General features: G+C 70.7%; 14 protein-coding genes. 2 read left to right on the top strand and 12 right to left on the bottom strand.

Annotation, left to right across the window (positions count from 1 at the left end):
• Positions 1-78: 78 nt before the first annotated feature.
• From glmS to QBE02_RS03625, 3 genes are read right to left on the bottom strand one after another with little or no spacing between them, the layout of a single operon-like run.
• Entirely contained in the window at positions 79-1,893 is a 1,815-nt protein-coding gene (gene glmS, locus QBE02_RS03635; protein WP_279367167.1) for a glutamine--fructose-6-phosphate transaminase (isomerizing), read from the bottom strand.
• The gene (locus tag QBE02_RS03630; protein WP_279367166.1) at positions 1,893-2,957 is read right to left on the bottom strand and encodes an NAD-dependent epimerase/dehydratase family protein; all 1,065 of its coding nucleotides are present in this window, start codon (positions 2,955-2,957) and stop codon (positions 1,893-1,895) included. Before QBE02_RS03630 ends, glmS begins: the two co-directional genes overlap by 1 nt.
• Complete coding sequence (locus QBE02_RS03625; protein ID WP_279367165.1) at positions 2,954-4,285, bottom strand: nucleotide sugar dehydrogenase; 1,332 nt, start codon at positions 4,283-4,285, stop codon at positions 2,954-2,956. Before QBE02_RS03625 ends, QBE02_RS03630 begins: the two co-directional genes overlap by 4 nt.
• 329 nt (positions 4,286-4,614) lie before the next feature.
• Here QBE02_RS03625 and QBE02_RS03620 point away from each other — a divergent pair, with 329 nt between their 5' ends.
• On the top strand, positions 4,615-5,949 hold the full coding sequence (locus tag QBE02_RS03620) for a glycosyltransferase family 2 protein (protein ID WP_279367164.1): 1,335 nt from the start codon (positions 4,615-4,617) through the stop codon (positions 5,947-5,949).
• Here QBE02_RS03620 and QBE02_RS03615 read toward each other — a convergent pair.
• The 7 genes from QBE02_RS03615 to tkt form a co-directional block, all read right to left on the bottom strand.
• Positions 5,900-8,443, bottom strand: a complete 2,544-nt coding sequence (locus QBE02_RS03615) for a helix-turn-helix transcriptional regulator (RefSeq protein ID WP_279367163.1) — start codon at positions 8,441-8,443, stop codon at positions 5,900-5,902. The genes QBE02_RS03620 and QBE02_RS03615 overlap by 50 nt on opposite strands.
• A gap of 253 nt (positions 8,444-8,696) precedes the next feature.
• Complete coding sequence (pgl, locus tag QBE02_RS03610; protein WP_279367162.1) at positions 8,697-9,488, bottom strand: 6-phosphogluconolactonase; 792 nt, start codon at positions 9,486-9,488, stop codon at positions 8,697-8,699.
• Entirely contained in the window at positions 9,485-10,432 is a 948-nt protein-coding gene (locus QBE02_RS03605) for a glucose-6-phosphate dehydrogenase assembly protein OpcA (protein ID WP_279367161.1), read from the bottom strand. The genes pgl and QBE02_RS03605 overlap by 4 nt, the downstream gene beginning before the upstream one ends.
• Positions 10,429-11,979, bottom strand: a complete 1,551-nt coding sequence (zwf, locus tag QBE02_RS03600; RefSeq protein ID WP_056232160.1) for a glucose-6-phosphate dehydrogenase — start codon at positions 11,977-11,979, stop codon at positions 10,429-10,431. The genes QBE02_RS03605 and zwf overlap by 4 nt, the downstream gene beginning before the upstream one ends.
• A 3-nt stretch (positions 11,980-11,982) precedes the next feature.
• Complete coding sequence (locus QBE02_RS03595; RefSeq protein ID WP_279367160.1) at positions 11,983-13,608, bottom strand: glucose-6-phosphate isomerase; 1,626 nt, start codon at positions 13,606-13,608, stop codon at positions 11,983-11,985.
• Positions 13,605-14,726 carry a transaldolase gene (gene tal / locus QBE02_RS03590; protein ID WP_279367159.1) on the bottom strand — a complete coding sequence of 374 codons (1,122 nt, stop codon included), beginning with the start codon at positions 14,724-14,726 and terminating at the stop codon, positions 13,605-13,607. The genes QBE02_RS03595 and tal overlap by 4 nt, the downstream gene beginning before the upstream one ends.
• Before the next feature lie 19 nt (positions 14,727-14,745).
• Positions 14,746-16,845 (bottom strand): transketolase, encoded by a 2,100-nt coding sequence (gene tkt / locus QBE02_RS03585; RefSeq protein WP_279367158.1) that lies wholly within the window; start codon positions 16,843-16,845, stop codon positions 14,746-14,748.
• A gap of 230 nt (positions 16,846-17,075) precedes the next feature.
• On the opposite strand from tkt, the gene QBE02_RS03580 reads away from it, so the two are divergent.
• Positions 17,076-18,002, top strand: a complete 927-nt coding sequence (locus tag QBE02_RS03580) for a heme o synthase (RefSeq protein ID WP_279367157.1) — start codon at positions 17,076-17,078, stop codon at positions 18,000-18,002.
• 93 nt (positions 18,003-18,095) lie between these two features.
• Here the strand turns inward: QBE02_RS03580 and QBE02_RS03575 are convergent, their stop codons facing one another.
• Both QBE02_RS03575 and QBE02_RS03570 read right to left on the bottom strand, forming a co-directional pair.
• The gene (locus QBE02_RS03575; RefSeq protein ID WP_279367156.1) at positions 18,096-18,608 is read right to left on the bottom strand and encodes a GNAT family N-acetyltransferase; all 513 of its coding nucleotides are present in this window, start codon (positions 18,606-18,608) and stop codon (positions 18,096-18,098) included.
• 128 nt (positions 18,609-18,736) lie between these two features.
• Complete coding sequence (locus QBE02_RS03570; protein ID WP_279367155.1) at positions 18,737-19,219, bottom strand: hypothetical protein; 483 nt, start codon at positions 19,217-19,219, stop codon at positions 18,737-18,739.
• Positions 19,220-19,339 lie beyond the last annotated feature (120 nt).

Here is a 19,339-nt window from a genome sequence, read left to right as displayed (position 1 = left end):
GGGTGTCCTTTCGGGTGGGGCGGGTCCGTCGGCGAATCCCTGAGTCGTCGGGGCCGGGGACCGGGGAGGCGCGGCCGGTCACGAGACCGTCACCGACTTCGCGAGATTGCGGGGCTTGTCCACGTCGCGGCGCAGGCGCAGGGCGAGCTCGCGAGCGAACATCTGCAGGGGCACCACCGTCTCGAGTGGTCCCCACGAGGGGCCGGTCCGCGGCAGGTGCAGCGGGATGCCGCCCACGTTCAGCACGCGTTCCCCCACGCGGAGCACGCGGCCGCCGCGGGCCAGGATCTCGGCGACGTCGACGTCGAGCCGCGGATCGCCGTTGTCGACGACGAACACCGGGGTGCCGGCATCCACCAGGGCGAGAGGGCCGTGCTTCAGCTCGCCCGCCGGCTGGTGCTCGGTCCACCGGTACGACAGCTCTTTCAGCTTGAGCGCTCCCTCGGCGGCGTAGACGAGACCCGAGCCGCGGCCGAGGAAGAGGAAGCCGGGGGCGTTGACGAACTCGGCGGCCATCTTCGCCGCGGGGCCGCGCCAGGTGTCGAGAGCGGCCGACAGGGCCTCCGGGGTCGCGGCCAGCGCGCGCAGGTCACCATCGAGGGCCATCGCGTCGGCCCGCGACGAGACCGACAACCCCGAGAGGGCGAGGCAGGCACCCGTCAGGACCTGGGCGACGAACGTCTTCGTCGCGGCGACCCCGATCTCGGGACCGGCGAGGCAATCGAGTGTCGCATCCGCGCGACGGGCCAGGGTCGACGACGGATTGTTCGTCAGGGCCAACACGGTGCGCCCGCGGGCCGGGAGGCCGTCGAGTGCCCGGAGGACGTCGGCCGTCTCACCCGATTGGCTCAGCGCGATCACCAGCGTGCGCGGCTCCCACACCTCGTGCGCCGCCTCGCTCGCGACGAGCGTGCGGGTGGGGAGGCCGCCGAGGCGGGAGAACACCCCGGCCACCGCACGGCCCGCGTGCAGCGACGTGCCGCACCCGATGACCGTCACCCGATCGACCTCGTCGAGCGGGGGAAGGCCCGCCCCTCGCCACAGGATGCCGTCGGCGATCCCGGGGGTGAGGACCTCGAGCACGCGGCGCGCCACGGCGGGCTGCTCGTCGATCTCGTTGCCCATGTGGTCGCGATGGCGCCCCTTGCTGGACAGGTACGCCGTCTGCGGGACGGGCCACAGTCCGCGCGGGCGACAACTGCCGCCCGCGCGGTGCCACCGCATGCCTCCCGCGTCCACCTCGACCACGTCGTCGTCCTCCAGCACGCGGAAGGTCTCGACCACCGGAGTGATCGCACCCACGTCGCTCGCGAAGTAGACCCCCTCTTCGCCCTCGGCGAAGATGAGGGGCGAACCGTGCGCCGTTCCCGCGAGCGATCCCGACCGGCTGTCGAGGGCGACGATCGCCCACGACCCCTCGAGGCGCGTGACGATGTCGGCGAGGGCGTCGCCGAGCCCCACCCCGGGGCGCAACGCCTGCTCGAGCAGGTGGACGATCACCTCGCTGTCGACGTCGGTGGCGAACCGGTGCCCGTCGGCGACGAGCTGCGCCCGCAGCAGATCGGCGTTCTCGATGATCCCGTTGTGCACCAGGAACAACCGACCGCTGCAGTCCTCGATCGGGTGGGCGTTGCGCTCGCTGACCCCGCCGTGGGTGGCCCAGCGGGTGTGACCGATCGCCGAGGTCGTGGCATCCGTCCCCGATTCGCCCGAACGCACCGCGTCGGTGAGGGATGCCACGCCGTTCAGGGTGCGCACGTGCAGGGCCGTGCCGTCGACGTGCCGCGCGGCGATGCCCGCGGAGTCGTAGCCCCGGTACTCCAGACGCTCGAGGGCGCTTCGGGCGCGCGAGGCGGCGGACGTCGGACCGCGGTACGCGGTGATGCCGCACATTAGAGGACCCCGCGGAAAGCGCCCGCGCCGGCCAGCGGCATGGCGTCGGAGCCGAGGCGTTCGCGCGAGAGCAGGTCGGCGGCGACTCGCATGATCGTCGAGGTCAGCGAGGTGTGCGGCTCATAGCCCACGAGGTCGTGCGCCTTGGTGTTGTCGGGGACGCGGCGCCGCATGTCCTCGAAGCCGGGGGCGTACGCCTGCTCGTAGGGGACGAGCTCGATCGTGCTCCGACTGTCGAGGGTGCGGATGATCTCGGTCGCGAGCTCAAAGATCGAGATCTCGCGCGCGCCGCCCAGGTTGTAGGCCTGACCCCGTGCGCGCGGGTCCCGCTCGATGAGCACCATCGCGGGCACGACGTCCTCGACCGCGGAGAAGCAGCGCGTCTGCTGGCCGTCGCCGAACACGGTGAGGGGAGCGCCACGCAGGGCCTGCCCCACGAGGTTGGGCAGCACCATGCCGTAGCGACCGGTCTGGCGGGGCCCGACGGTGTTGAACAGGCGGACGATCGAGACGTCGAGGCCCTCCTGGTCGCAGTAGGCCTTGGCGAAGGCCTCGTCGATGCCCTTCGCCCCCGCATAGGTCCAACGGGAGAGCAGCGGGTCGCCGAGGACGCGGTCGGAGTCTTCGCGCAGGCGATCGGCGGTGTTCTTGCCGTACACCTCGCTCGTGGACACCATGAGCACCGAGGCCTGGTGCTCGATGGCCGCCGTCAGCACGTTCTCGGTGCCGTGGATGTTGATGCGCAGACCCCGCAGGGGCTGCTCCACGATGAGCTTCACCCCGACGGCCGCGGCCAGGTGGAAAACGCGGTCGCATCCCTGCATCGCCGCGCTCACGGTCTTGGTGTTGAGGATCGAGCCGTGGATCATCTCGAGGCGGGGGTTGTCGGCGACGCCCGCGAGGTTGCGTGCCGAGCCGGTCGAGAGGTCGTCGAGGACGACGACCTCGTCACCCAGGGTCAGCAGGTGCTCGACGAGGTGGCTGCCGACGAACCCGGCGCCCCCGGTGACCAGCGTGCGCGTCCGAGGCGAGGCGGAGCCCGGGTAGATCGTCAGGCCGCTCACAGGAGCACCCGCCCCGCGATGTCGGCGCTGCGGTAGGTGCCGTCGACGACGACCGCGTGGCCGTCGAGCCAGCCCAGGTCGGCGTCGTGGTGGCGGGTGTGCACGAGCACGATGTCGGGATGGAAGGCCGCCGGGTCGGGCAGCGAATCGCGTTCCCGCCCGGAATCGAGGCGGATGTGCGGGGCGTGGGTGTCGACGTACTGCACCTCGGCGCCCACGTCGATCAGGTGGTCGATGATCTCGAGGGCGGGGGATTCGCGCAAGTCGGCGACGTCGGGCTTGTAGGTGACGCCGACGACGAGCACGCGGGCGCCGAGCGTGCCCTTGCCGGCGCGTCCGAGGACATCGCGGATGCGGTCGACGACACGGCGAGGGCGGGCCGCGATGCGCGTCATGGCCTCGGTGATGACGCCCGCGTCGACGTGCAGCGCCTTGAGCTGCCACAGCAGGTAGTGCGGGTCGCAGGGGATGCAGTGTCCGCCGACGCCGGGGCCGGGGTAGAACGCCATGAAGCCGTAGGGCTTGGTGCTCGCGGCCTCGATCACCTCGGTGACGGCGACGTCGAGGGCACCGCAGATGTCGGCGAACTCGTTGGCGAGGGCGATGTTGACGGCGCGGAAGGTGTTCTCGAGCAGCTTCGTCATCTCGGCGGTGGCGAGGCTCGACACCCGGTGCACGCGCGCCGCGTAGCGTGCGAGCAGGCGCGCGCCCTCTTCTTCGCACTGGGCGGTGGCTCCGCCCACCACGCGGGGGACGATCTCCTGGGCGAAGCCCACGTTGCCGGGGTCGATCCGTTCGGCGCTGAAGGTGACGAAGACGTCGCGTCCGATCTGCATCCCGCGTTCGAGGAGCGGCTTCTCGACGAGGTCGTGGGTGCAGCCGACGTAGGTGGTCGAGGTGAGCATGATGAGCTGGCCGGGCCGGACGGCGGCGACGACGGTGGCGCACGCCGCCCGGAGCGCGGTGAGGTCCGGGACCTGCTGGTGGTCGACGGGCGTGGGGACGCACACGACGATCGCGGCGGCGCGGCCGAGTTCCGAGGTGTCGCTGGTGAGCCGGAAGCCCGCCGGCGCGTGCAGAGCGGTCTCGAGGCGCTCCCGGTCGGAGTCGATGAGGTCGGCGCTGCGCGCGGCGATGTCGCGCAGGCGTCGCGGCGAGACGTCGAGGGCGAGAACGCGCGACCCGCTGGCGTGATAGGCCAGGGCGGTCGGCAGGCCCACGTACCCGAGCCCCACGATGGCGACGTCGAAGTCGAACGTCCGCGTCGGGGCGGGAGCCGGGGGCCGCGGCGTGGTCATCACGTCGGCCCGGACATCGAGAGTGGACATCTTCATCCTCCAAGGCAGGGTCCGAGGGGGCGGCGGGGGAAATGCAGCGCCCCCTCGGACGATTTCGGGTGGTGGGACGGCGTCCGATCGGGTATCGACGCTGATCCGGGGATCACAGTGCGTCGTCGGCGCGGGTCGGGTCAAGCAATCGCGGACGATCCTGCGGGGTACCGCTCCCCGCATCGCGATCTGCGGGAAACCGCAACCGCAACTGCGGGTCGAGGCGGCCTCGACGAGCGCCGGGTCACGTACGGTCGCCTTCGACGCGTCATCCGGTCGCCCGATCCGGGGGCGCGACCCGAACCCTCGACCCGAAGAGGTGGGATGCCATGACCCCTGCACTCGTCGTGCTCGTCGCGGTGTGCACGATCGGTGTGTCGACGCTCGTATGGGGCACGGCGGCGGTGTGCCGTCTCGTCGCCGAGCGTCGACCGTCCGCCGCGCTGCTGAACCCGTCGATGTACTTCCGCAGCGCCGAGGTGGCGATCCTCATCGCCGCGCACGACGAGGAGCTCGTGATCGCCGACGCCGTGCGTGCGGCGCGCCGCCTCGTGCCTGCGGGCAACGTGTTCGTCGTGTCGGACGGCTCGCACGACGACACCGTCGAGCGCGCGCGAGCCGCCGGTGCCGAGGCCTGGGACCTCACGCCGAACCGGGGGAAGGCGGGCGCTATCCGGGCGGGCCTCGGTCACTTCCGGATCCCGGAGCGGTTCCCCCTGCTCCTGCTGCTCGACGCGGACTCCCGGCCTCGCCCCGACTATCTGCGTACCGCGCTTCCGCAGTTCACGGACGATGGCGTCGTCGCGGTGGCCGGTCGGGCGACCACGTCGGCGGAACTCCCGCCCACGGGCGTGGGGCGCGTGCTCACCTCGTACCGCGAGCGCACGTACGTGTGCACGCAGTACCTGCACAAGTTCGGGCAGGCGGCGCGGGGGGCGGATGCCGTGGCGATCGTGCCCGGGTTCGCCAGCCTCTACCGCACCGATGTGCTGCATCGCATCGACATCGACGCTCCCGGACTGTCGATCGAGGACTTCAACATGACCTTCGAGGTCCACGCTAAGAGGCTCGGGCGGATCGCCTTCCACCCCGAGTGCGCGGTCGCCGAGACGCAGGATCCCGCGGTCCTGCGCGACTACTCGGCGCAGGTCCGGCGCTGGAGCCTCGGGTTCTGGCAGACGGTACGCCGCCACGGACCCCATCCTGGCCTCTTCTGGTCGTCGGTCGGCGTCTTCGCGGTCGAGACCGTCGTGTCGAGTCTGGTCCTGGTGGCGATGCTCCCGCTCCTGGTCGTCGGAGCTCTGGCGACGGTGGTCGCGGCGACGACAGACGGTGCCGCAGCGGCGACGGCGGCCGCGGTAGCCGCGGCCCTTCCGGTGCTTCCCCTGGCCGCGGGGTTCCTGATCGTCGACCTCGTCATGAGCGCGTTCACCTGTGCGGTGTCGCGCACGCGCCCGCATCCCCGGATGCTCGTGTTCCCCCTCCTCCGGGTGTGGGATGCGACCCTGTGCCTCCGTGCCCTCGTCGCCGCGCTCGGGCGCCCGTCCGACGGGCGCTGGCGTAGCCCCGATCGCCGGATGTCGCAGCTGTCGGGCGAACCGGCGGCCGCTCCGCTCAGCTCGCCGCTCCGCGAAGGTGGGCCACGAGCTGTACCCGCGAGGTGATGCCGAGTTTGCGGTAGATGCCGGTCAGGCGCAGCTCGACCGTGCGGAGCGAAATGAACAGGGCCGCCGCGATCTCGCGGTTGCGCAACCCGCGCTCGACGAGGGCGACGATCTCACGTTCGTGGCCGGTGAGCTCTCGCGCGTTCCGACCCGGTCGGGGGGTCGGGACGGCGTCGCCACCGATCGCGCGGACGGCCGACACGCGGACGTCCGTCAGGCACCGTTCCTCCGCCCGGCGGAGGCGTTCCCGCTCGAGAGGGGAGTCGTCGCCGCGGAACAGCGTTTCGGCGTCACGGAAGGCCGCCGCGCCCTCGCGGGCGGACCGGCAGACGGCCCGCGAGCGCGCGAGGGCGAGGTGGGTCCACCGTTTCGTCGAATCGGCGGCCGCGCGCTCGAGGCCTTCCAGTTCTTCGCAAGCTTCGTCATGTCGACCGTCGAGCCAGAGGGCTTCGATGAGGTCGGCGTCGAGACGCATCACGGCGGGGTCGTCGTCGGCGTGGGAGGAGAGGGCTTCGCGCAAGTGCAGAACGGCCTCGGCGTACCGCCCCTCGCCGAGGGCGAGGGCCCCCTCGATCGCCGCGAACCACGGCGTCAGGGTGCTCGCGCCTTCGCGACGGGCTCGTTCCCGCCCCCGCTCCACGAGATCGGCGGCACCGGTGGGCGGTTCGTGCATCGCCGCCTCGGCGGCGAGGATGAGCGTGCTGGCGGCGTCGGTGCTGCGTCCGGGGATCCACTCGCGCTGCCACGCGACGACGGCGTCGCGCGCGGCGATCGGGTCTCCGGCACGGACCTCGACCGTGACGAGCTGACGCAGAAGGTGCTCTCGCCACATCGGCGCGTGTCGCGGGGAACGGTCGAGCTCGGCGCGGATGATCCGTCGGGCCGTGCTGTAGTCCTCGCGCAGCAGGGTGAGCCCCGCGTACAGCAGGGCGTGGTGGATCTGGACGTCGTCGCCGTCGTCTTCGAGACGGATGGCCGCCGCGGCGTGGGAGCGCCCGCCCATCTCTGCGGCGATACCGGCGAGCAGCGCCGTCTGGGTGGACGCGACGCCGAGCTTCACGGCGAGGGCGATCCGTTCGACGGCCAGGTCGACCTCGCCGCGGTGCAGGTGGAGGCAGGCGCTCTCACAGAGAAGCCTCTCGGATGCCGCGGCCTCGGCGCCCAGGAGCGGATCGACCTGATGGAGCACGCTGTCGTCGACCGTGTGATCCACCGCCGCGACCGCGCGGAGACGGGCGATCGCGGCGCGCGTGCGGGTCGCGGGATCGGCGCTCACCCCGGCCCGCCGGAGGTAGTGCTGACCGAGCAGGTCGTGTCCGCCGAGCACGAGGGCCTCGCCGAGGTCGACGAGGAGTTCGCAGCGACGCGCTTCGTCCATCTCGCCGGCCAATGCCCGCTCGGCGAACTCGACGGCCGCCGTGGTCTCGGCGTCTCGAGCCAGCCGGATGGCGCCCTCGAGGAGTGCGCCGCGATCGGCGGCCGGGTCGAGGAAGCTCTCGTGCCAGCGCCGTGTCGCCGGGTACGCGCCGGCGTGGTCGGCCGCTCCTCGTGCGTGCAGGGCGCGACGCTCCTCCGGGGTCAGTCCGGCGTGCAGGCGCAGTCGGCGAGCCGGGTCGGCGATGCGGGCGAGACCGCCGTGGACGGAGACGATGCCGTGATCGATCAGATCGTCGATGTCGACGTCGTCCTCGTCGGCGGTGGTGCGCAGCCGGTCGAGCCCGTATACGGGACCTACGGCGAGAAGGTCGAGGACGTGCGCCCACCTCGGGTAGATCGCGCGGCACTCACGCTGCTTCCGCGGGTTGCGCTGCTGGTCCCGCACGCGCAGCGGAACGCTGAGCGGCTCGTCGCCGTTCGCCTCGGCGGGGGTGAGGCGCAAGCCCACCAGTACACCGGGGTCGCCCGCGGCGAGGTCCGCGACGATCCGCAGCACGGCGCGATCGGCACCCGCCCCGAGAACGTTGCGCGCGAGATCGACGGACTCGTCGAACGACAACCGCTGGATGCGGGTCTGCAGCATTCCAGCGAAGTCGTGGCGTCCCTCGAACGAGCCACTCGTGGCGATCACGCTGACGCCGGTGCCGCGGAGGCGTCCGAAGACGTACGACAGCACGGTGATGCTCGCGCTGTCCATCTCGTCGAGGTCGTCGACGACGACGACGCACGGATCGGCCCGCAGCAGGTGGAGGGTGCGGCTGATCTCCTCGGCCAGGAGGTGCTCGGGCCAGTCGCCGCCGCGGGACAGGACCCTGTCGACCGCATCTCGTCGCCCGTCGTCGAGCGCCGCCACCACCGCGGTGACGCCCGAGAGCGGCCACATGCGCTCGCTCGGACTGGCCGTGACCACCACGGCGTCGTGGCGCGCCGCGACCTCGCGTGCCAGGGCGGACTTGCCCGACCCGCTTTCACCGACGAACAAGCCCGCGGAGCCGCTACCCGAACCGATCAGGTTCGCGGCAACGTGCAACTCTCGATCTCGACCGACAAATGGCATCCGAACGCTCCCTACTGCGTCGGCCGTTCGTCGCGGATCGATCCTCACGGATCGAGCCCCGCCGAGCGGACCAGGATGCCCCCCACGAAGAGAGTAAATCGGCGTCACGCGGAAGACAATGGGTGGAAGTCCCCTACAGACGTGCGCGGACAACGCAGAGAACCGGATGCCGTGTGGCATCCGGTCCTCCCACTCGAGCGTGCGAACTCGAGGCGCGTGCGGGGAGAGTCGCCGTCGGGAGAGCTCCCGCTCCTCAGTACTCGCGGTCGATGAGCTGCGGCGGAACCTGATCGGCCGCGACCTCGTCGACGAAGAACGCCGTGCGACGGCGACCCTTCGCCCCGGCCGCGGGAACGCTCTGATAGCTCGCACCGGCAAGGGCGAGCCCCAGGGCGGCGGCCTTGTCGGCGCCCGCGACGACCATCCACACGCGCTTCGACGAGTTGATGACGGGCCGCGTCAGCGAGACGCGATCGCTCGGGGGCTTGGGGGAGTTGCGCACCGGAACGGTGGCCCGATCGGTCACCGAGATCTCGGGACGATCGGGGAACAGCGAGGCGATGTGCGCGTCGGGTCCGACCCCGAGGAAGCAGATGTCGAAGGCGGGCCAGGGTCCCGTCTCGCTGCGGTCCGAGGGAGCGAACTGCGCCAGCTCATCGGCGTACGAGATCGCCGCGGCATCGAGGTCGAGACCGTCCTCGCTCGAGGCGACGGTGTGGATGTTCTCGGCCGGGATGGCGAGGTGGTCGAGGAACGCCTCGCGGGCCTGCTTCTCGTTGCGGTCGTCCGAGTCGCGCGGAACGAACCGCTCGTCGCCGAACCAGAAGTGCACGAGCGACCAGTCGATCTCGCCGACCCGCGCGTCCTTCGCCGCGGTGCGCAGCACCGCTCCGCCCATGGTGCCCCCGGTGAGGCACACGTGCATGCGCTTGCCCTCGGCGACCCGCTTCACGATGCGGTTCACGAAGCGCGTGGCGACGTACGAGGCGAGGGTCTCGGCATCCGGCTTGATGATGACCTGTTTGACCGAGCCGTTGTCGGTCATGCGTCGTCCCGCTCGCTCGCGGCGAGCAGCAGGTCGTGCCCCTCGGTGATCACGCGACCGTAGAGGAGGTCGGGGTCGAGGCGGCGCAGCTCCTCGGCGAGGCACTCGCGCAACGTGCGGCGCGGGAACGCCAGGTCGTGGGTGGGCTGACCGGGCTGCGTGAGCACCGCGACCCCCGCTTCGGGCCGCTCGAGCAGCGTGTCGCCGCTCGGACGGGTGAGACGCACCGACTTGATGCCGCTCGCCCACTCGTCGGCCGGCAGGTAGGCGTAGTCGACGGGAGCCTCGAGCTTCATCCCCAACCAGGCCGCCAGCAGGGCGGTGGAGGGGGAGTCGGCGGCACCGCGGACCTCGATCGCGGTGACAGGCTCGTACGGGGGCTGATCGAGCACGGCCGCGAGTTGCTCGCGCCAACGCGTCACACGGGTCCACGCGAAGTCGGTGTCACCGGGGGAGTAGTGCTCGCCGAGTCGGGCGACCCAGGCGGCCGGGTCGGCCTGCGACGACGCGTCGGTGATGCGACGCTGCGCGATCCGACCGATCGCGGAGTGCGAGGGGTCCTCGGGCGCGTCGGCCGGCCACCAGGCCACGACCGGGGCATCGGGGAGCAGCAGGCCGGTGACGAGGCTCTCGGCGTTCGAGCCCGCGGCGCCGTGGGCGCGCAACACCACGACCTCGCTCGCGCCGGCGTCGCCGCCCACGCGGATCTGGGCGTCGAGGCGGGGCTCGTCGTCGTCGTCGCCGAACAGCACGGCGATGACGCGCATCGGGTGTTCGCGCGAGGCGTCGTTAGCCGCTTCGATGACCTCTTCTTCGGCGCCGTGGTGCGTGACGATGATGAGCGTGAGCACGCGGCCGAGGGCGACGGCGCCGCCCTCTTCGCGCACGCTGACGAGCTTCTTCGAGATGGCGCTGACGGTGGTGTCGGGCAGATCGATGATCACGGGCGTCTCCAGGTGCGACCGTCGCGGGCGAGGAGTTCGTCGGCGGATGCCGGACCCCACGAACCGGGCGAATACTGTTCGAGCGGACCGCCCTGGGCGGACCAGAACTCCTCGATCGGGTCGAGGATCTTCCAGCTGAGCTCCACCTCTTCGTGCCGGGGGAACAGCGGCGGATCGCCCAGCAGGACGTCGAGGATGAGGCGCTCGTAGGCCTCGGGGCTCGCCTCGGTGAAGGCGTGCCCGTAGCCGAAGTCCATCGTGACGTCGCGCACCTGGGTGCCGTCGCCGGGGACCTTCGACCCGAAGCGGATCGTTACGCCCTCGTCGGGCTGGACGCGGATGACGAGGGCGTTCTGCCCCAGCTCCTGCGTCTGACTCTGCGAGAACAGCTGCTGCGGCGCGCGCTTGAACACCACGGCGACCTCGGTCACGCGGCGCCCCAGACGCTTTCCGCTGCGGACGTAGAAGGGGACTCCCGACCAGCGGCGCGTGTTGATCTCGAGCTTGATCGCCGCGTACGTCTCCGTGACCGACTCGGGGTTCATGCCGTCTTCCTCGAGGAAGCCGAGCACCTGCTCGCCGCCCTGCCAGCCGCCGGCGTACTGACCGCGAGCGGTCGCCTCGGCGAGGTTCTCGGGCACGCGGACCGCGGCCAGGACCTTCTCTTTCTCGGCGCGCAGGTCGGCGGCGTTGAAGCTGATGGGCTCTTCCATCGCCGTGAGCGCGAGCAGCTGCAGCAGGTGGTTCTGGATGACGTCGCGCGCCGCGCCGATGCCGTCGTAGTACCCGGCGCGACCACCGACGCCGATGTCCTCGGCCATGGTGATCTGCACGTGATCGACGTAGTTGCGGTTCCAGATCGGCTCGTACAGCTCGTTCGCGAAGCGCAGCGCGAGGATGTTCTGCACCGTCTCTTTACCGAGGTAGTGGTCGATGCGGAAGATCGCGTCGGCGGGGAAGGCGCTCTCGACGACCTCGTTCAGCTCGCGGGCCGAGGCGAGGTCGTGACCGAACGGCTTCTCGATGACGACGCGGCGCCAGCCCGAGGTCTTCGTCTCGTCGTCGCCCACGAGCCCCGATGCCTTCAGCTGGGTGGTAACCAGCGGGAAGGCCTTCGGCGGTATCGAGAGGTAGTAGGCGTGGTTACCCATCGTGCCGCGCTCGGTGTCGAGCTTGTCGACGGTCTCGCGCAGACGACCGAACGCCTCGGGGTCGTCGAACTCCCCCTGGACGAAGCGGATGCCCTCGAGGAGCTCCTTCCACGTCTCCTCGCGGAACTCCGTACGGGCGTACTTCTTCACCGACTCGTACACGACCTCGGCGAAGTCCTGGTCCTCCCAGTCGCGGCGCGCGAAGCCCACGAGCGCGAAGCCCGGGGGCAGCAGGCCGCGGTTGGCGAGGTCGTAGACCGCCGGCATGAGTTTCTTGCGCGAGAGGTCGCCGGTGACGCCGAAGATCACGAGGGCGCTGGGCCCCGCGATCCGGCTCAGACGGCGATCCTCGGGATCGCGCAACGGATTGTGACCCGGAGTGATCTCTACGACCATGCTTTACTGCGCCGCCTCGAAGAGTGAGAGCACGTCGACCTGCGGGTCGGTCAGCGTCAGCGTGACGACGGGACGGCCGTGGCCCTCCGCCAGCACGCTCGCGTCGCCCGCGGCCTGTGCCTGGATGAGTTGTCCGAACGTGAACGGTCGACCGGGGATCTCGAGGTCGACATCGGTGCGTTCGATGATCTGGAGGAACACGCCGCTGGCGGGTCCTCCCTTGTGGAACTGTCCGGTGGAGTGCAGGAACCGCGGTCCCCAGCCGAACGTGGTGGGGCGACCCGAGTCGGCCGCCACGAGTTCGCGGAGTCCCGCGAGCTGCGCCAGCTCGAGACGGTTCACGTACGCCTGGACGCTGACGTAGCCATCGGCCGGGACCGTCCGCCACAGCGCTTCCAGGACGCCCGCGACCGTGCCGCTCGCCGCGAGGGCGGGGTCGGACACGCGCACCTCGACACCGCGGTCGACGAAGACCGGGGCGGTGGGAGCGGGCTGCGCGTCGAGCAGGCCGCGCGTCGCCTCTTTCGCCGATTCGACGTCGGGCTGATCGAAGGGATCTATCCCGAGCAGTCGCCCGGCGATCGCGGTGGCGTATTCCCACACGACGAACTGCGCACCGAGCGAACCGCTCATGAGCACTTCGCCGGTGTGCCGCTCGAACAGGTGGAACGCCTCGGCGTCGTCGACGAACCGCACGACCTGCAGGTCGTCGGGCTTCGACTCGAGCTCGGGCGACACGGGGAGCAAGACGACGGGCAGGATGCCGGTGCCCTCCTTCCCGGTCGATTCGGCGACGAGCTGCTCGATCCAGTCGGGCAGGCCGATGATGTGGCTTCCGTCGGTGACCAGACCGAGCTTGTCGCGGCGGTGTGCCCCACCGCCCGCGATCGCCGCGGCGAGCACGAGGGCCGGGTTCTCGGGGGAGTCGATCGCGACCTCGAGCAGAGTGGCATCCGCCTCGTCGAGGAGGTCCTCGATGTCGACGCCGGCCAGGCCGGTCGGGACGAGACCGAACCCCGTGAGTGCGGAGTAGCGTCCGCCCACCGTCGGATCGGCGGTGAACACCCGGTAGCCGTCGGCGCGAGCCGACTGCTCGAGCGGGGAGCCGGGGTCGGTGACCACCACGATGCGACCGGCGGGGTCGATGCCGAGGTCGCGGAAGGCGGCCTCGAAGGCGCGCTTGGCGGAGTCGGTCTCGATGGTCGAGCCCGACTTGCTCGAGACCACCAGCACGGTCTGCTCGAGACCGCCGGACTCGGCGTCGCCGTCGATCGCGGCGAGCACCTGGCCCGGAGCGGTCGAGTCGAGGATGACGAGCGGCACGCCCGCCGACTGCGCGATGACCTCGGGAGCGAGCGAGGACCCGCCCATTCCGGCGAGGACGACGCGGGTCACGCCCTGCGCGACGAGTTCGTCGCGCAGGGCCGTGATCTCGGCCACGAGCGGGCGCGAGACGGTGACCGCCCGCACCCACCCGAGTCGACGCGACGCCTCGTCCTCGGCCGCCGCGCCCCACAGGGTGGGGTCGGCCGCCGTGATCCCCGACGCGATGAGCGAGCCGGTCAGGCCCGGCAGCTCCGCGTCGACGACCGACTTGACGTGGCCGGTGACCTTGACGGCGAGAGTCACTGCGCGGCCTGGGCGCTTCCGGCCTGCAGCGCGGTCTTCACGGTGTCCTGCAGCTCATGCCACGAGGCGATGAACTTCTCGACACCCTCGTCCTCGAGCACCTGCGTGGCGTCGGCGACGTCGACGCCGGCCGCTGCCAGGCGGTCGAAGACCTCGTGCGCCTCGGCGTAGGCACCGGTGACCGTGTCACCCGCGAGACGTGCGTGGTCGAAGGTCGCCTCGAGCGTCTTCTCCGGCATCGTGTTGACGGTGCCGGGGGCGACGAGCTCGGTGACGTACAGCGTGTCGGGCAGCGCGGGGTCCTTGACGCCGGTCGACGCCCAGAGCGGACGCTGCACCGTGGCACCGGCATCCAGCAGCTTCGTGGCGCGGTCTTCCGAGAACTTCTTCTCGTAGAGCTCGTAGGCCAGACGCGCGTTCGCGATGCCGGCCTTGCCCTTGAGGGCGGCGGCCTCGTCGGTTCCGATCGCGGCGAGGCGCTTGTCGATCTCGGTGTCGACGCGCGACACGAAGAACGACGCCACCGACTGCAGGGTCGAGATGTCGTGACCGGCGGCCTGCGCCTTCTCAACACCGGCGAGGTACGCGTCGATGACTTCTTCGTAGCGCTCGAGGCTGAAGATCAGCGTGACGTTGACCGAGATGCCCGCACCGATGACCTCGGTGATGGCGGGGAGGCCCGCCTTGGTCGCGGGGATCTTGATCAGCACGTTCTTGCGGTCGACACGCGCCGACAGGTCTTTCGCCTGCGCGACGGTGCCCTCGGTGTCGTGTGCGAGGTCGGGGGAGACCTCGATCGACACGCGGCCGTCGACGCCGTTCGTCGCCTCGAAGACGGGCAGGAAAATGTCGCACGCGTCGCGGACGTCGTCCGTGGTGATCGAGAAGATCGCCTCGTCGACGTCGGCACCGGCGGCCGCGAGCTCCTGGACCTGACCCTCGTACGCCTCGCCCTTCGACAGGGCGCCGGCGAAGATGGTCGGGTTCGTGGTGACACCCGAGACGTTGCGCGACTCGATGAGCTCGGCGAGGTTGCCGGACTGGATGCGCTGACGCGACAAGTCGTCCAGCCAGATGCTGACGCCGGCGGCCGAGAGGTCTGCGGTGGGAGTGCTCATGGTTCTGGTTCTCCTCTGATTACTTCTTCGCGGCGGCCAGCGACTCGTGCGCGGCCTCGACGACGTGCTCGGTGGTGATGCCGAACTTCTGGAAAAGGGTCTTGTAGTCGGCCGACGCACCGAAGTGGTCGATCGCGACGGAGCGGCCGGCGTCGCCGACGATGCCCGCCCAGCTGAGCGCGGAACCGGCTTCGACCGACACCCGGGCCTTGACCGACGACGGCAGCACCGACTCGCGGTACGCCTCGTCCTGCTCTGCGAACCACTCGAGCGAGGGGGCCGACACGACGCGGGCGTGCACGCCTTCGGCGGCGAGCTTCTCGCGCGCCTCGACGGCCAGCTGCACCTCGGAGCCGGTGGCGATCAGGATCACGTCGGGCTCGCCGTTCTTCGCCTCGGCCAGCACGTACGCTCCCTTGACCGCGCCTTCGGCGGAGGCGAACTCGTCTCCGGATGCCGCACCCTCGCCGCGGGCGAAGACGGGGATGTTCTGGCGGGTCAGGGCGATGCCGGCGGGACCGGCGGTGCGGCGCAGCATCTCGAGCCAGACGACGCTGGTCTCGTTGGCATCCGCGGGACGCACGAGGGCGAAGTTGGGGATGGCGCGGAGCGTGGCGATCTGCTCGATCGGCTGGTGCGTGGGGCCGTCCTCGCCGAGGGCGACGGAGTCATGCGTCCAGACGAAGATCGTGGGGATGTTCATCAGGGCGGCCAGACGCACCGGCGGGCGCATGTAGTCGCTGAAGATGAGGAACGTGCCGCCGAAGGGGCGCGTGGGGCCGTGGAGCACGATGCCGTTGAGGATCGCACCCATGGCGTGCTCGCGGATGCCGAAGTGGAGCACGCGGCCGTAGGGGTCGCCCGACCACTCGTGCGTCGACCAGCTGGCGGGGATGAAGGACTTGGCATCCTTGATCGTCGTCAGGTTGGACTCGGCGAGGTCGGCCGAACCGCCCCAGAGCTCGGGGAGCTCGGCGGCCAGGGCGTTGATGACCGTGCCGCTCGCGGCGCGGGTCGAGACGTCCTTGCCCGCTTCGAAGGCGGGGAGCGCGTCGGCGATGCCCTCGGGGAGCTCGCGCGCCTGCAGGCGGTCCCACAGCTGCTTGCGCTCGGGGTGGGCTTCGGCCCACGCGTCGAACTTCTGCTGCCAGGCGGCCTTCTCGGCCTCGCCGCGCTCGACGAGCTTGCGCGTGTGGGCGATGACGTCGTCGGCGACGGCGAAGTGCTGCTCCGGGTCGAAGCCGAGCACCTCCTTCGTGGCCTTCAGCTCGTCGGCGCCGAGGGCCGAGCCGTGGATCTTGCCGGAGTTCTGCTTGCCGGGGGAGGGCCAGCCGATAATCGTCTTGAGGACGATGAGCGAGGGCTTGCTCGTCTCGCCCTTCGCGCGCTCGATCGCGGCGTGGAGTTCGGCGACGTCTTCGACGTACTTGCCGGTCCTCTTCCAGTCCACCGTCTGCACGTGCCAGCCGTAGGCCTCGTAACGCTTCTGGACGTCCTCGGTGAAGGCGACGTTGGTGTCGTCCTCGATCGAGATCTGGTTGGAGTCGTAGATGGCGATGAGGTTGCCGAGCTCCTGGTGGCCGGCGAGCGAGGAGGCTTCGCTGGTCACGCCCTCCTGCAGGTCGCCGTCGCCGGCGATCACGTAGACGTAGTGGTCGAAGGGGCTCTCGCCGGCCGGCGACTCCGGGTCGAACAGGCCGCGCTCGTAGCGGGCGGCGTAGGCGAAGCCGACGGACGAGGCGAGGCCCTGGCCGAGGGGGCCCGTGGTGATCTCGACACCGTCGGTGTGGCCGTACTCGGGGTGACCGGGGGTCAGCGAGCCCCAGGTGCGCAGCGCCTCGAGGTCCTTCTTCTCGAGGCCGAAGCCGCCGAGGTAGAGCTGGACGTACTGGGTCAGCGAGGAGTGACCGACCGACAGGATGAAGCGGTCGCGGCCCGGCCAGTGCGTGTCGGCGGGATCGTGGCGCATGACGCGCTGGTAGAGCAGGTAGGCCGCGGGTGCGAGCGACATCGCGGTTCCGGGGTGGCCGTTGCCCACCTTCTCGACGGCATCCGCCGCGAGGATGCGGGCGGTGTCCACCGCGCGCCGATCGATGTCATCCCATTCGAAGTCCGACAACTGGGTCGCCTTTCTCGATACTGAGCGCCCGGGTTCACTTCCGACGCCGCACTCACCACCGTAGGAGTGGGAGAGGGGTGGGGTGTCGGCGCGGGGCGCGCGTTCATCGCCAGCATAGCGAGAACGCCGGTGCAGGTTGCGGTGCGTGACGGGGCTCGACAGACGGCCGGTCGTGTGGTGGAGATGGCATAGAATCGTGGAGGTTCTATACGCGCTTACCCCGGGGGACGATGGACATCTCGACGACGTCGCACGTCATTGCGACGACCGATCGCCGCTCCGTCGGACGCACCGTCCGGGCCTACGTCGCTCTGACGAAGCCCCGCGTCCTCGAGCTGCTGCTCGTGACCACCGTGCCGGTGATGATCCTGGCGCAGGGTGGTCTGCCGAATCTGTGGCTGATCCTGGCCACCGTGATCGGCGGCTCGCTGAGCGCGGGCTCGGCCGCGGCGTTCAACATGTACCTCGATCGCGACATCGACGCGCACATGCAGCGCACGGTCAACCGGCCGCTCGTGACGGGCGAGGTCTCGCCCCGCGGCGCGCTGGTCTTCGCGTGGACGCTGGCCGTCGTGTCGACGGTGTGGCTGTGGGCCTTCACCAACGTCCTCGCGGCGGGTCTGTCGGCCGCGGCGATCTTCTTCTACGTGGTGATCTACACGATCATCCTCAAGCGCCGCACCGAGCAGAACATCGTCTGGGGCGGGATCGCCGGGTGCTTCCCGGTCCTCATCGGCTGGTCGGCGGTGACGGGCTCGCTGTCGTGGGCGCCGTTCATCCTCTTCGCTCTGGTGTTCCTGTGGACGCCCCCGCACTATTGGCCGCTGTCGATGAAGTACGCGGCGCAGTACGACGAGGTCGACGTGCCCATGCTGGGCGCTACCCGCAGCGGTTCGCAGGTCGGACTGCAGGTCATCCTGTACGCGTGGGCGACCGTCGCGTGCTCGCTCCTGCTGATCCCGGTCGCGCCGATGGGTCTCGTCTACACCGTCTCGGCCCTCGTCTTCGGCGGCTGGTTCATCTACGAATCGCACCGCCTGTACTCGCGCGCCGTCCGCGGGGGCGAGCCCCGGCCGATGCGCGTGTTCCACGCGTCGATCACCTACCTGACGCTGTTGTTCGTCGCGATCGCCGTCGACCCGCTGCTTCCGTTCTGATCGGATTCGACAGCGCCCGTCGCGTCTCCGGGACGGGTGCTTCGTCGTTTCGGGATGCCGGCTCCCGGCGTCGCGGGAAGCGCGCGGTGACGGTCAGTCGGGGGAGGCAGAGCGGTCGGCGTCCGTGGTCAGAGCGAGGCTCATCTCCACGAGTCCACCGTCGTCGGAGCGCGGCTCTCGTCCGCGCACGCGCAGCTCCTGCGTCCGTCCGGTGGGGGCGAAACCCCGGCGGGCGTAGAACCGTCGAGCGGGCACCGAGACCTCAGCCACCCAGAGTCGCAGGGCGGCCCCGCGCGAGTCGGCCCACCGCACGATGGAGTCGAGCAGGGCATCGGTGACGCCGTTCTCGCGTCCGCGCGCGTCGGGGGTCACGTAGACGCCCGTGAGGACGGGCTCGGGGCCGTGCTCGTCGCCCAGCTGCGCGTTCATCATGCCGAGCCAGCGGCCCGACTCATCGTCGGTGGCGACGACGCTGGTCGTATCGGGATTCTCGCCGCGGCGCGCCCGCATCTTCCAGCCGTCATCGGGGATGAGCAACGTCTCCTCGACGGTCGCGGTCCACGAGACGGGGTTGTCGATGGCGTTCTCGATTCGAAACTCCCGCACGCGGGGCCAGTCTTCTTCCCGGGTTGTGCGCAAGGTGAACATTCGACCAGCCTAGGCACCGTCTCGCGTCCCCCACGCACGAAGCGCCCGCCCCCGGGTGCGGGGGCGGGCGCTTCGAGGAGAGATGATCAGCGGCGCGTCGTGTCGTCTCCGGCGTCGAGGCGGGGCTCGTCGTGGCTCGCGGACGCGCGGGCCTGCGGGGGAGCCGTGGCCGTCGAGGGCACCTCGACGTCGGCGTCCTCGACCGCGAGGGGGGTGGCCGTCGTCGCGGGGGCGAACGGAGCGGCGCTCTGCGGAGCCGTCTCCTCGTCGCTGGACCAGTCGATCGTCTCGACCGACACGTCGGGGCGACGCACGAGGGTGGCCGCGGCGGCGAGCGCCAGGACCGCGACGATGCCGATGGCGCCGGCACCGAGGACGGCGGCGCCGACGACGACCCACGACTGGCCGACGTAGACCTGCACGACGGTGGCGTTCGGGTCGTTGAGCACCTGCTCCATCGCGTCGATCCCGTTCAGGACGATCGCGAGTCCGCCGGCGATGGCGGCCAGGGATGCGACGACGAGCACCCAGAACGGGATGCTGGTCACCAGGCGGGGACGAGTCTTCATGGGGAGTACTCCTTGTCGTTCCGACAGGGGGTTGTCGGGCGGCGGGTCCCGAAGCGGGGGACGACGGGACGGTGGGCACGGAAGTGCCACGATCAACGATGACCTACGAGCCAGTGCTCC

Origin of the sequence: Microbacterium testaceum, from assembly GCF_029761935.1 — a bacterium.
GTDB lineage: Bacteria > Actinomycetota > Actinomycetes > Actinomycetales > Microbacteriaceae > Microbacterium > Microbacterium testaceum_A.
Note: the sequence above shows the minus strand (reverse complement) of the source record. Positions and strands in the feature narration are given on the sequence as shown.